Origin of the sequence: Pseudomonas fluorescens, from assembly GCF_900636825.1 — a bacterium.
In the GTDB taxonomy this organism is placed as follows: Bacteria; Pseudomonadota; Gammaproteobacteria; order Pseudomonadales; family Pseudomonadaceae; genus Aquipseudomonas; species Aquipseudomonas fluorescens_BG.
In genome coordinates this window covers 936278-949502 of record NZ_LR134318.1, presented here as the reverse complement: position 1 = coordinate 949502, position 13225 = coordinate 936278, and the positions used below count along the sequence as shown (strand labels likewise).

Annotated in this window: 9 protein-coding genes; 3 read left to right on the top strand and 6 right to left on the bottom strand. The window is 61.0% G+C overall.

Annotated elements, in window-relative coordinates; all coding sequences use genetic code 11:
* Positions 1–3 precede the first annotated feature (3 nt).
* Positions 4–945, bottom strand: coding sequence for a 1-phosphofructokinase (gene pfkB, locus EL257_RS04275; protein WP_126360105.1), 942 nt, complete (start codon positions 943–945; stop codon positions 4–6).
* Complete coding sequence (gene ptsP, locus EL257_RS04270; protein ID WP_126360103.1) at positions 945–3806, bottom strand: phosphoenolpyruvate--protein phosphotransferase; 2862 nt, start codon at positions 3804–3806, stop codon at positions 945–947. The genes pfkB and ptsP overlap by 1 nt, the downstream gene beginning before the upstream one ends.
* A 304-nt stretch (positions 3807–4110) precedes the next feature.
* Here ptsP and cra point away from each other — a divergent pair, with 304 nt between their 5' ends.
* Positions 4111–5106 (top strand): catabolite repressor/activator, encoded by a 996-nt coding sequence (gene cra / locus EL257_RS04265; RefSeq protein ID WP_126360101.1) that lies wholly within the window; start codon positions 4111–4113, stop codon positions 5104–5106.
* 3 nt (positions 5107–5109) lie between these two features.
* On the top strand, positions 5110–5886 hold the full coding sequence (locus tag EL257_RS04260) for a TatD family hydrolase (protein ID WP_126360099.1): 777 nt from the start codon (positions 5110–5112) through the stop codon (positions 5884–5886).
* A 103-nt stretch (positions 5887–5989) separates the two neighbouring features.
* On the opposite strand, the gene EL257_RS28345 is transcribed toward EL257_RS04260, so the two are convergent.
* The 4 genes from EL257_RS28345 to EL257_RS04240 all read right to left on the bottom strand — a co-directional run bounded on the left by EL257_RS28345 (position 5990) and on the right by EL257_RS04240 (position 11911).
* Positions 5990–6694, bottom strand: coding sequence for a methyl-accepting chemotaxis protein (locus EL257_RS28345; RefSeq protein ID WP_419866610.1), 705 nt, complete (start codon positions 6692–6694; stop codon positions 5990–5992).
* A 1582-nt stretch (positions 6695–8276) separates the two neighbouring features.
* The gene (gene ampE, locus EL257_RS04250; RefSeq protein ID WP_126360095.1) at positions 8277–9116 is read right to left on the bottom strand and encodes a regulatory signaling modulator protein AmpE; all 840 of its coding nucleotides are present in this window, start codon (positions 9114–9116) and stop codon (positions 8277–8279) included.
* Positions 9113–9673 (bottom strand): 1,6-anhydro-N-acetylmuramyl-L-alanine amidase AmpD, encoded by a 561-nt coding sequence (ampD, locus tag EL257_RS04245; protein WP_126367994.1) that lies wholly within the window; start codon positions 9671–9673, stop codon positions 9113–9115. Before ampD ends, ampE begins: the two co-directional genes overlap by 4 nt.
* A gap of 63 nt (positions 9674–9736) precedes the next feature.
* On the bottom strand, positions 9737–11911 hold the full coding sequence (locus EL257_RS04240) for a DUF1631 domain-containing protein (protein WP_126360093.1): 2175 nt from the start codon (positions 11909–11911) through the stop codon (positions 9737–9739).
* A gap of 390 nt (positions 11912–12301) precedes the next feature.
* On the opposite strand from EL257_RS04240, the gene nadC reads away from it, so the two are divergent.
* Positions 12302–13150, top strand: a complete 849-nt coding sequence (nadC, locus tag EL257_RS04235) for a carboxylating nicotinate-nucleotide diphosphorylase (RefSeq protein ID WP_126360091.1) — start codon at positions 12302–12304, stop codon at positions 13148–13150.
* Positions 13151–13225: the final 75 nt, after the last annotated feature.

Here is a 13225-nt window from a genome sequence, read left to right as displayed (position 1 = left end):
CTCTTATTGTTCTGTCAGCGGACGCACGCGCACGCCCTGCTCGAGCTGCGCCAGTTGCGCAGCGTCGTTGATGCCGAAACCGATCTGCGTCACCGCCATCGCCGCAATGGCGGTGGCGGTGCGCAGGGTTTGCTCAGGCGTGTCGGCGCTGAGCAGACCGTGGAGCATGCCGGCGAGCAATGAATCACCGGCACCGACCGTGCTGGCGACGCTGACTTTCGGCGGCGAGGCATGCAGGGCCGAGCCGACACTGAACCAGTTGACTCCGTCGGCGCCGTGGGAAATCACCACGTGCTCGATGCCTTGCTCGTGCAGGCGTGCGGCCGCTTGCGCTTCAGCGATCGGCGACACCACTTCGCAGCCCAGTGCGTGGGACAGCTCTTCGGTGTTCGGTTTGATCAGCCAGGGGCTGGCCTGCAACGCGGCGCGCAAAGCTTCACCGCTGGAATCGAGGGCGACCTTCAAGCCAAGCGCAGTGAGTTTTTCGATCAGCTCGCGCAACCACTGCGCGGCGACACCACGCGGCAGGCTACCGGCGACCACCACCGCATCGTGCCCCGGTGCGATCTGCAACAGCCGCTCGAGCAAAGCTCGCTGCGCCGCCGCATCGACCACCGGCCCTGGGCCGTTGATGTCGGTGATGCGCCCGTCATGTTCGGCAACCTTGATGTTGCTGCGCGTCTCGCCCGGCACACGGATAAACGCGTCCACAAAACCGCGCTTGGTGAACAGGGTTTCGAAGGCTTGCAGATTATCTTCACCGAGAAAGCCGCTGACGGTGACTTGATGGCCAAGGTCGGCCAGCACTTGCGCAACGTTCACGCCTTTGCCGGCGGCGTGGGTGTGCATTTCTTCGCTGCGATTGACCTGACCGGCGTCCAGCCGTGACAGCTCGACGGTGAGGTCGAGTGCCGGGTTGAGGGTCAGGGTAAGAATTCTGGCCATTACAGGGCCTCCACTAATGCGCGCACTTCGTTGGCGCTGCCCACGGCCAAAGCCTGTTGAGCAAGGGTTTGCGCCTGGGTCAGGCTGAGTTCGCGGATGCGCGCCTTCACTTCGGCGATGCTGCGACCGGACACGCTGAGCTCGTCGACGCCGAGGCCGACCAACACCGGCACCGCCAGCGGATCGGCCGCCAACTCGCCGCAGACGCCAACCCATTTGCCATGGGCATGGGCGGCGCGCACGGTGATGTCGATCAGTTGCAGCACCGCCGGGTGCAAGCCGTCCGCCTGCGCCGACAGCGTCGGATGACCGCGATCGATGGCCAGGGTGTATTGAGTCAGGTCGTTGGTGCCGACGCTGAAAAAATCGACTTCCTTGGCCAATACGGGCGCGAGCAGAGCGGCGGACGGCACTTCGATCATGATCCCCAGTTGCAGATCAGCGACCGGGATTTCCAGACGCAAACGCTCAGTCATATCGCGAGCCTGACGCCACTCATCAACGCTGCCGACCATGGGGAACATGATCCGCAACGGACGGTTGTCGGCCGAGCGCAGCAAGGCGCGCAGTTGCGCTTCCATGATTTGCGGGCGCTGCAAGGTCAGGCGAATGCCACGCACGCCAAGGAACGGGTTTTCTTCCTTGGCGATCGGCCAATACGGCAGCGGTTTGTCGCCGCCGACGTCGAGCGTGCGCACCACCAGCGGACGCCCGGCCAGGCCGTCGAGTACGCGGCGGTATTCCGCTTCTTGCGTCGCCTCGTCCGGCGCCTGCGGGTGAGCCATGAAAATCAGTTCGGTACGCAGCAGACCGATGCCTTCGGCGCCCTGCTCCACAGCGCTGGTGACGCCTGCGCTTTCGCCGATGTTGGCGAACACTTCGACGGCGTGGCCGTCAGTGGTATGCGCCGGTTGATGACGCTGTTCGGCGGCGATCTTCAAGCGCTGTTCACGGGTGTCGCGTTCTTCGGCGGCGCGTTTGAGGGTCGCGGCATCGGCGTCGACATGCAGGCGCCCGCGCTGGCCATCGAGCAACAACGGCGTGCCCGGTTCGAGCAGCAACACCGCGGCACCCGCACCGACCAGCGCCGGAATACCGAGGGCACGAGCAACGATTGCACTGTGCGCGGTAGCCCCACCGCGTGCGGTGAGAATCCCCGCCACTCGCGCCGGATCAAGCCGCGCCACGTCGGACGGGCCGACTTCATCCATTACCAGAATGTACGGTTGCTCCGGTTCGTTCGCAGTTTGCAGGCCACACAGTTGCGCCAGCACGCGGCGACCAATGTCGCGCAGATCTGCCGCGCGCTCGGCCAGCAATACGTCCTGCAGGGATTCCTGCTGCTTGGCTGCCGCTTCGATTACTGCCATCCACGCCGCTTCAGCGCTTTCGCCTTGCTTGAGGCGGGTGTCGACTTCGTCGGTCAGATCCGGGTCGTCGAGCATTTCCTGGTGGGTGATGAAAATTTCGCGAATCGCCTTGGCCTTGCTGCGCTCGATCAAGCCCTGGATGTCGCTGCGCACGTCGCTCAGCGCTTGCTTGAGGCGTTCGCGCTCGATCGCTGCAGACTCGCCACGCAATGCATAATCGATGGTTTGCAGCACCTGAATGTGCGCCGGGCCGATGGCAATGCCCGGCGCGGCGGGAATTGCCTGCAACAAGCTGCCGGACGCCGGGGCGACCAGCACTTCGGCGATGTCGGCGATCACCTCACGTTGTTGGCTCACGGCGGGCAGCGGCTCGACTTCCTCACCGAGCCCTTCTTCAATGGCGGCGAGCAGGGCCGGCAAGGCGTCGGCGGCGATACTCGGTTCGGCGATCAACTCCAGCACCTGACCGCGCCGTGCGCCAAGGCTCAGCAGTTTGCTCAGACTCTTCACCGACACGGCGCTGTCCTGCCCGTCGACGATGCGCACGCGAATTTCGCCATCGAAACGCTTCGCCAGTTGCGCCAGAATCTTCGCCGGGCGCGCATGCAAACCGTGGGCGTTGGCCAGCGCAATACGCGCGCTCGGCCAGTCGGCCGGCAATTCACCGCCGAGAACTTCAAGGACTTTGCGGCTGCTGGTGGCGCGGCCCAATTCATGGCCGCGACCTTCGATCAACAGCGCACACAAACGTTCGAGTAGCGCCTGATGCGCTTCGCCCAGGCTGGCCAGGCAAAACAGGCCGCTGAGCGGCTGGCCGAGGTAACGCATCGGTTTGTCCGGGGTGACGAAGGCCAGCCCCGGACGCTTGACGGTTTGCTCGCTGTGCAGCCACCACAGGCCATCGCCTAACGGCAGCGCTTCAACTTGCTGCAAAACGCCAGCGAAACCATTGCTCACGCAATCGGCCTGACGCAGCAGACGTGCGCCGCGCCAGACCAGTTCTTCGAAATCGTCGGCCGAAACACCGAGGCCGATCATCTGCGCGTCGAGCGCCAGCTCTTGCGGCGCGCCTTGCAGCAGTTTCAACAGCGCTTCGGGCGAGCTGGCACGGCGCAGGGCCTGGCCCAGATCGGTCTCGCCGAGGGCGCGGGTCAGCAGTTGCAGCAGACGCAAGTGTTCGTCGGATTTCGCCGCGATGCCGATCGCCAGATAAACGATCTGGCCATCGCCCCAATCCACACCTTCGGGAAATTGCATCAGGCGCACGCCGGTGGCGAATACTTGATCGCGGGTTTCCGGGGTGCCGTGGGGAATGGCGATGCCCTGGCCGAGAAAGGTCGAGCCCTGGGCTTCCCGGGCCTGCAAGCCGGCGAGGTAGCCGTCGGCAACCAGGCCATCGGCGACCAGATGGTTGGCCAGCAATTGCAAAGCGGCGGGTTTATCCACAGCCGATTGGCCCATGGATATCTGCTCTATAGTGAGCTCGAGCATGCGATCTCCTTTTTGGCACAGGAGGTGCCAGGTATTGTTTTGAATGGTTGCAGCTTAGGCGCTCTGCTGCTTTGCTTTTCAGCGGCAGTTTTGGCGGTTTCACGGCAGCACCGGCCAAAGGCGTCTAAAACGTAGAAAATACGCTTGCTGAAACGTTTAATCTAGATTGATCGGCACGTTACTCGATAATGTCTCATCCTTGAAGTCCAACTTGTCGGATGCGTTGCGACAATAGTCACCCGCCCTAATCGGTTAGGATTGGCGAAATGTTGCAGCAAGCTCGAAAAAACAAGGAAATACCGGGTTGAAACTCAGTGATATTGCGCGCTTGGCCGGAGTGTCCGTGACCACCGCCAGCTACGTCATCAACGGCAAAGCCGAACAGCAACGCATCAGCACCGCGACCGTTGAGCGCGTGCGCGCCGTGGTCGATCTGCACGGCTTCACGCCCAATCCGCAAGCGGCCGGCTTGCGCAGTCGGCACACGCGCACGTTGGGTTTTATTCTGCCGGATCTGGAAAACCCCAGTTACGCACGCATCGCCAAGCTGCTGGAACAAGGCGCTCGCGCACGCGGCTATCAATTGCTGATCGCCAGTTCCGACGATGCGCCTGACAGCGAGCGGCAATTGCTGCAATTGTTCCGCGCCCGCCGTTGCGATGCGCTGATCGTTGCCAGTTGCCTGCCGGCCGGTGATGACAGTTATCGCCAGTTGCAGGCCAAGGGCACGCCGATCATCGCCATCGACCGGGTCATGGAGCCGGAGCATTTTTGCTCGGTGATCAGTGACGACCGCGAGGCCAGTCAGCACCTCACGCAAAGCCTGCTCGAACCGCAACTCAAGCAGATCGTGCTGCTCGGCGCACGTCCCGAATTGAGCATCAGCCAGGAACGTGCCGCCGGTTTCCGCGAAGCGCTCAGCGCGTTCAAAGGCGAAGTGCTGGTCGAACACGCTGAAGCGTTCAGCCGTGAATGCGGCAAGCAATTGATGGAAGAACTCCTGCAACGCCTAGGGCATTTGCCCGACGCGCTGGTGACCACTTCCTACGTGCTGTTGCAGGGTGTGTTCGATGCGTTGCATGACTTTCCGCTGAAACCGCGCCCGCTGCGCCTCGGTACCTTCGGCGACACGCAGCTGCTGGATTTCCTGCCGTTGCCGGTCAACGCCATGTCCCAGCAACACCAGTTGATCGCCGACAAGGCGTTGGAACTGGCGCTGGCCGCCGTCGAACAGGACGATTACCAACCGGGCGTGCAAGCCATTGCGCGGACTTTCAAGCAGCGTATTCATCGGGACTGAATCGTGGAGCTGATCGATAGCCACACGCACCTCGACTTCCCTGACTTCGACGCGGATCGTTCGGCGTTACTCGCTGAAAGCCGCGCTCTTGGAGTGCGGCGTATCGTCGTGCTGGGGGTGCACCAGGGCAACTGGCAGCGGGTGTGGGATCTGGTGCAAAGCGATGTCGATCTGTACGCGGCGTTCGGTTTGCACCCGGTGTTTCTCGATCAGCATCGCCCGGCAGATTTGACCGCTCTCGGCGATTGGCTGAGCCGCTTGCGTGGCCATCGGCAACTCTGCGCGGTGGGCGAGATCGGTCTGGATTACTTCATCGAAACGCTGGATCGCGAGCGCCAGCAGATGCTGTTCGAAGCGCAGCTGCAATTGGCAGCGGACTTTGAACTGCCAGCGCTGATTCACGTACGCCGCAGCCACGCCGCAGTGATCGCCACGCTCAAACGCTTCAAGCTCAAGCGCGCCGGGATTATCCACGCCTTCGCCGGCAGCCGCGAGGAAGCGCGGGAATACATCAAACTCGGTTTCAAACTCGGCCTGGGCGGCGCGCCGACCTGGCCGCAGGCGTTGCGCATGCATCGGGTGCTACCCGAACTGCCGCTGGCATCAGTGGTATTGGAAACCGACTCACCGGACATGGCGCCGGCGATGTTTCCCGGCGTTCGTAATTCACCGGCGCACTTGCCGGCGATTTGCGAGGCGTTGGCCGAGTTGATGAACGTCACCCCTGAGCAACTGGCGAACGCCAGCACAACCAACTGCTGCGAAGTCTTCGGCTGGTAACCGCTTTTGTAGGAGCTGCGGCACGCTGCGATCTCTTGATTCTGTGTTTGAAGATCAAAAGATCGCAGCGTGCCGCAGCTCCTACAGGGGGGTTGTGTAGGTCTCAGACGCGGAAGGCGCTGATCAGTTGTTTGAGTTCCACGACCTGTGCAGATAGCGCGCGGCTGGCATCTTCGGTCTGGTGCGCGCCCTGCGCCGTGCGTTCCCCGGCGCGATTGATCTCGACGATGTTTTGATCGATGTCGTGGGCCACTGCGGTTTGCTGTTCGACGGCTGCGGCGATCTGCTGGTTCTGATCGACGATCATGCCGACCGCACCGAGAATGTTTTCCAGCGCCTGCTGCACTTTCTCGGACTGGCCAACGGTGCCGTTGGCCATCTGATGACTGATACCCATGGCCTTCACCGCCGCGCCCACCCCACCGTGCAGCTTGGCGATCATCTGCTCGATTTCTTCGGTCGATTGCTGAGTGCGCTTGGCCAAGGTGCGCACTTCATCGGCGACTACGGCAAAACCGCGCCCCTGCTCGCCAGCGCGGGCCGCTTCGATCGCCGCGTTGAGCGCCAGCAGGTTGGTCTGCTCGGCGATGCTCTTGATCACTTCCAACACGCGGCTGATCGATTGGCTGTCGCTCGCCAGTTGATTGATCACCCGCACCGATTGATCAATCTCGCCGGCGAGTGCGGCAATGCTGCCCTGCTGCGACTCCACGAGACCGCGGCCGCTGATGGTTTCGTCGTTGACGCTGTGCGCGCTGCTCACGGCGGCTGCGGCACTGCGCGCGACCTCAAGCGAGGTCGCCGACATCTGGTTCATCGCCGTGGCCACCTGTTCTATCTGCGTACGCTGTCCAGCGACGGCCAGGTTGCTTTGCGCCGAGACGTCTTCGACCTGCCCGGCTTGCCGTTCAACTTCGCTGACGGTGTGGCCCACGCGCTCGATCAGATCATGGATCTTCTTCACGGTGGCGTTGAACACCTCGCCCAACTCACCGAGTTCGTCGCGGCTGCTGGCCTTGAAGTTGACGGTCATGTCGCCCGCCGCGACCTTGTCCATCATCGCGCCAAGGCGTTTAAGGGTGGTGCGGGTCGAGGCGTAGAAACCGCCGTAGAGATAGAAAATCAGCACAAACACCACCGACAGCGCCACGGCCTGCAAAACCATGTGCGTGCGGTTATGCATCAGGCGTTGCTGTAATTGGGTGTCGAGAAATTTCAGCGTCGCTTCGTTGAGCTCATAGGTCTTGTCGATCAACCCGGTGACCTGCTCGTAAAACCCTTGCCACGGGGCATCGAGGGTATCGGCCATCACCACCTGTTCTTCGAACAGCTCGCTGGCTTGCTTGAGCGAGACCCTGCTGCCGTCGGCCGGCGTGCTCAGCTGTTCCCGGGCGGCCTTGCTGGAGCCGAGGGCATCCTGCAACTTCAAGCCGTATTCGGCCTGGAGCTTTTCGATCTGCACCAGCAATTCATCGAAACGGGTGCTCGACGCACTGTTGAGAAATCCTTGTCCTAACGAATAAGCGCCAATCGCCCGACCTTCGCCAAGGGTTTGCGTCACGGTCGGGGTGACCAGCGTCACCAGTTCACTGAGCTGGCGGATATCGCTTTGATTGTCGCGGCTCAGGCCGGCCTGACTGGTGATGATCTGGCTGAAAATCTGCGCGCTGGCGAGCAGTTTGCCGATCAACGCGCTTTTGCTTTGCAGCGAGTTCTCCGCTTGCTGCGCCTTGAACGCGGCGACCATTTCATCGCGCTTCCCATCGAACACGCTGATCTGGTCAGGATCGTCGGTCATCGCCGTCAAGCCCTCGAGGCGAGCGAGCACGGCCTGCTCCAGATTGTTGATCTGCGCCTCGACATTCCCGGCCTTGCCCGACTGGCCGAGGGTGACATCGATCTGCACCAGATTATTCAGGGTTTCCAGATCGCGGCGCAGCGCCAGGCTGCTGCCGAGCAGGTCGAGGCTCTTGAGCTCGATCCGGGTGCCCTGGAATTCGCGATAGGAATCGCGCACCAGATAGAAATTGGTCACCAGCATCGGCACCAGGAACAGCACGCTGATCAGGCTGAACTTCATGCCGAAGCTCAGACGGTTCATCAGCGAGACGGCGGGATAGAGCAAGCTCTTCACTGGAAGTCTCCCTTGGTTTTTCTTGTTTTTATTAGCAGGCGCGGGGCGACAGCAGATAGCCACTATCGGGCGCAGTCTCTGTATAGCGCAAATCGGCGGGAGGTTTTGTAACTTAAGGTTAACAACAAAAAGATCGCAGCCTGCGGCAGCTCCTACAGGAAACACACAATCCCTGTGTAGGAGCTGCCGCAGGCTGCGATCTTTTGATCTGCGCTTTTGATCTTTAGGTGGTTCGGTCTTTTGATGAATCAGCAGATCAGTGAACCAGAACCGTCCACAAGGCAAACCCGGCATACCACAACACCGCCGCACGCAGCAGCAACTCCCACAGACAATCGAGGGTGTTGATGCCTTCCGGGCCGAGCGCCGGAGGCGGGATCTCGCCCGCTGCCAGACCGACTTTGTTGATCAGATGCGCAGCGCTAATGTTCCAGTTCAGCAATTCATGCAGCATGACTCGGCTGACCGCAACGAAATTACCGACCAGTGCCAGGCTCGCTGCCAGCAAGCGCACCGGCACCCAGTCAAAGGCGTGGCGCAGTTGCGCTGCGCGTTCCACTAGCGCGGGATTCTTGCCATGCTCCTCGGCCAGCGCCAACAAGCGGTAGGCCAGCGCAGCCACAGGCCCGAGCAGGAAGTACCAGAAAATTACCGCGAAGAAACTCTGATAAGCCTGCCATAGCAAATGCCCTTGGACCCGATCCAGCAATTGCTCACCGCTGTCGGCGCAGATATCCAGGTCGCGCTTGGCCACGTGAGCCGCTGCCTGCAAATCCTCGCGGCGCCACGCATCGCGGAACGGTCCGAGGCCGCCGAGCAGATCGCCTCGCCCCAGACTGTAAATCACCACCAGCAAATGTACGGGCAAGGCCAGCAGACCATAAGCCACCGGTTCGAGCACCAGCAGCAAAAAGCCGAGCAGCGCCACCGGCAGCAAGATCAGAATCGTCAAAACCAGCCACGGCTTATCAGCCAGGCGCTGGCTGCTTTCGAGTTTGTGCAGCTCGCGGACCCATCCGCCATCACGCTGAAGCCGATGGCGCAGTGCCGAGAATTTCTCGATCCAGACCGCCAGCAGTAACACCAGAAAACTCATTGTCCTTCCTCTTCTGCCAGGGCCGCACGGTAGCGCGCCCAGTCGAACCCCGGCCCAGGATCGGTCTTGCGCCCGGGAGCAATGTCGCTGTGCCCGCAAATACGCGCGCCGGTGATGGCCGGAAATGCTTTTTGCAATTGTCGGGTCAGCACCGTCAACACGCGATATTGCGCATCGGTGAACGGCAGATCATCGGTGCCTTCGAGTTCGATGCCCACGGAAAAATCGTTACAGGTTTCGCGACCCTCGAACACTGATACGCCCGCGTGCCACGCCCGATCCAGACAAGAGACAAACTGGGAGACTGTGCCGTCACGTTCGATCAGAAAATGCGCTGAAACCCGCAGGTCAGCGATCCCTGCAAAGTAGGGATGTTCGGTGACATCCAGAAGGTTCTGGAAAAATTCCTGCACCTTGCCGGTGGCGAACTGTGCCGGCGGCAGGCTGATGTTGTGGATGACCAACAGCGAAACTTCGCCCGCCGGGCGCTCATTGAAGTTGGGCGACGGGCAGATCTGCACGCCATGACACCACCCGCTCGCGGGATCCAACTGCATACCGATTCCTTCAACGCCGACTGTGTTGGCGCTCAGTATGCCGTGTGGATCCATCACGCGCGATCACTTGGCGCGATTGAGTCGACGCAGTTGACCGAGCACCGACTCCAGCGCGCGATCGAACAACAACGTATCGTCCAGTACCCGCACCGCACCGCGCTGTAATTCCTGCGCAAGCGCCACACGACTGCGCTCGCGCACCTTCATCCCGGTGCGATCGACAAACACGTATTTGCCGGTCGCCTGAATGATGGCCGCCAGCTTGCAGCGCAGGGTCTGCTCGTCTTCCTCCTCAAACAGCACCCAACTGCCCAGGCGCAATTGCTCAACCTGACGCAAAACAGCGTCGTTATGGGGTTGGCGCTCTGCAGTCATGCTGCTCTCTTCAGCAGTGTGGAGCACGATGCGTTGCGACACTTCAACCATTGCGGGCGCTGGATGGGCGTCCGCCGCAGGTTCCAGCACGCTCACGTGCAGCGCTTCGAGCTCACTGAAAAACTCGCTGGTGGCAAACGGATCGAACGCGATGCTGTTCAGCCCGTCACGCAGCGATTTGAGCAAGCCCGGCACCAGCGCCAATAAATGCAGGCTGAACTCAGCGTCATCGTCACGCTGGACGCTCCAGATCAGTTGCTCCATGGTCTGCACATCGGCCTGCCACTCGGCAGACTGATCGCCATGCTTGAGGCGGGTCAGCAACAGCACCTGACTCCAGGCGTTCTGCAGAAAGTTCACCACGCACGGTGGTAAAACCTTGCCCAGCAAGGCGTGGTTCAACGCTTGCTCGACCCGGCGCCGAGCCAGTTCGGTTTTCGCCCGGCCTTCTTCGGCGTCACGCAAACGTTGCTCAAGCAATTCACTGCGGCGCCGTTCATCGTTGGTGAAGGCGAGAAAATCCGCCAGCAGCTCGGAGAAAATTGCCGGATCATCGACGAAATCGCTCAGCAACCGTTGCACCACCTGTTCGATCCGCAGATACAGGCTATCGCGCGCATCACCGTCGCAATCGCCCCAGCCCATGGCCGCCGCCGCGATTTCGTTGAGCAGGCGCCGCGCCGGGTGGCTGCTGCGGCTGAAAAAATTCTTGTCGAGTACGGCGACCTTGAGCATTGGAATCTGCAAACGAGCGATCAATGCTTTCAACGAATCCGGCAGGTTGCGGTCCGCGAGCATGCACTCGAAGATCATCGCGATCAGGTTGATCACATCTTCATCTGCACCGTCTACGCTGCGGGATTTGCCGCTCCTGACGCTGACGCGGGTCAGCAACTGTTCGAGTTGTTGGCGCAGATCGAAGTCGTCCTGCGCAGTCAGGGTCGGCACGTATTGCTGCAAGTGCGACAGCAAGCGCAGCAGGTCGCGGGTTGAAATTGGCTGGGCGGTGGCGCCGGACTCAAGCGTCGGCGCAACACTGCCACGTACTTGCAGAAGCAATTTCTGCAACGCGGGGAAGACTTCAGGCTCGCCATCATCGGCCGGGGGCGGAACAATGCGCTCTTCGCCATAGACGCTGGCGGTCGCACGGTCCATTGCACGTCGCGTCGGCGCGGGTTTGAGTTCGGGCAATACGCCGGTAGCTCTGAGTAACTGATTGGCCTCGGCGTACAGCTGCTCGGTGTCCGCCAATACATAGCGCTCGAACAGCTTCAGCAGGATCAGTTTGACCTTGATTTCCACACCGAGATTACGACCCGCCTGCAAGAAGAACTCGCAAAGCAATGCCGGGCCGAGCGGATTGTGGTGATCATCGAGGGGATTGCCGAGCAGCGCATTCAGCCGCGCGGTCAGTTGGCCGAGGGCGAAGCCATCACGTTTGAGCACCCGGCTGACCATGGTTTCGACCGCCACTTGGCGTTCCATGTCATCGGTGCGTGGGGTAGACGCTTCGCCGATCAACGCTTGCGGCAACACCGGGTCGACAGAATCGTAGCGAGTCAGACCAACAAAAGCCTCGAAGAACAGCTCAAGAAAACCGCGCTCGATATTCTTGCGCTTTAGACGCAGGTCGCGCATGGCTTCGAAGAAAATGTTCTGATCGACGTCGTTGCGTGCTCGATCCGCCATTTCGAACAGTGTGTCATCGGCGTTATCGAAAAGGTCCTGCAAGGCGTGGCGCAGTTGCTGCGCAGCCTTATCGCGAACCTGCAGCAGAATCACAGGCAGGCGGGCGAGCGGCGCGTGATTGGCCTGATCGGTAGCAACCTTGTGCAAGGGAACTACTTTCCCGTCGTTGTGCATCCCAGCCTCCTGAAGCGGTGATTCTTCGGTCACTTTCGATTGAGCCCCCTGTGGGAGCGAGTTTGCTCGCGAAGGCGACATGTCAGTGACATTGTCGGTGACTGGCAGTGCGCTTTTGCGAGCAGGCTCGCTTCCACAGCTCCCAACAATGCTGGCGGCCCTTCACGTCAAAGCTATGACGTCAAATGCAAGGCGGATTATCTTGCAAAAGTTGTCACCGGCGCTATAGCCCTCAGGGTTTCCCTTATGTCGCAGCCCTTCCACAGACCATGCTGCGATGCCGTTTACTCAAAGAAATTCGACCGGATGCATTCAGGCAGCCGCGTTCTCGCCTTGGGTTGGCTTGCGGCATGCCCCTATAATCGAATCACTTTGTTTGTGGAGCCCGTTATGCCGAATCTACGTCTCGCCGATTTGACCGCCGAAATCGAAGCCAACGTGCGCCGTGCGTTGCTCGAAGACATCGGTAGCGGCGACATCACCGCGCAACTGATCCCGGCCGAACGTCTGGCCAAAGCCACCATCATTACCCGCGACGACGCCGTCATCTGCGGCACCGCGTGGGTCGACACCGTGTTTCGTCAGCTTGATCCGCGCGTTGCCGTGCATTGGCAAGTGGTCGATGGCCAGCGCGTGAAAGCCAATCAGCCGCTGTTTCACCTGGAAGGCCCGGCCCGGTCGTTGCTGACCGGCGAACGCAGCGCGCTTAACTTTCTGCAATTGCTCTCCGGAGTGGCGACACGCGCGCAGTACCTGGCTGACTTCGTTGCACAGACCCAAGTGAAACTGCTGGACACCCGCAAGACGCTGCCGGGCCTGCGCCTGGCGCAAAAATATGCCGTCACCTGCGGCGGCTGCCACAATCACCGCATCGGTCTTTACGATGCGTTCCTGATCAAGGAAAACCACATCGCCGCCAGCGGTGGCATCGCCGAAGCAGTGGCCTCCGCGCACAAGATCGCCCCGGGCAAACCGGTGGAAATCGAAGTGGAAAGCCTTGAAGAACTGAAAGAAGCGCTGGAGGCCGGTGCCGATATCATCATGCTCGACGAGCTGAGCCTGGCTGACATGCGCGAAGCCGTGCGCCTTAACGGCGGGAAGGCAAAACTGGAGGCCAGCGGCGGCATCAACGAAAGCACGCTGCTGCCGATTGCTGAAACCGGTGTGGATTACATCTCGATCGGCGCAATGACCAAAGACGTCAAAGCTGTCGATCTGTCGATGCGACTCAGCCTCTGACAGCAGCGGTAAAGCTGCAAGCCACAGCGCTTTTGCTTTGACTTGCAGCTTGCCGCTTGGAGCTAGCAGCTCTCG

Coding starts and splice junctions, on each gene's coding strand:
- pfkB (WP_126360105.1), bottom strand. CDS start 945: ATGGCCAGAATTCTTACCCTGACCCTCAACCCGGCACTCGACCTCACC.
- ptsP (WP_126360103.1), bottom strand. CDS start 3,806: ATGCTCGAGCTCACTATAGAGCAGATATCCATGGGCCAATCGGCTGTG.
- EL257_RS28345 (WP_419866610.1), bottom strand. CDS start 6,694: ATGTCGGCGACCTCGCTTGAGGTCGCGCGCAGTGCCGCAGCCGCCGTG.
- ampE (WP_126360095.1), bottom strand. CDS start 9,116: ATGAGTTTTCTGGTGTTACTGCTGGCGGTCTGGATCGAGAAATTCTCG.
- ampD (WP_126367994.1), bottom strand. CDS start 9,673: ATGCAGTTGGATCCCGCGAGCGGGTGGTGTCATGGCGTGCAGATCTGC.
- EL257_RS04240 (WP_126360093.1), bottom strand. CDS start 11,911: ATGCACAACGACGGGAAAGTAGTTCCCTTGCACAAGGTTGCTACCGAT.
- nadC (WP_126360091.1), top strand. CDS start 12,302: ATGCCGAATCTACGTCTCGCCGATTTGACCGCCGAAATCGAAGCCAAC.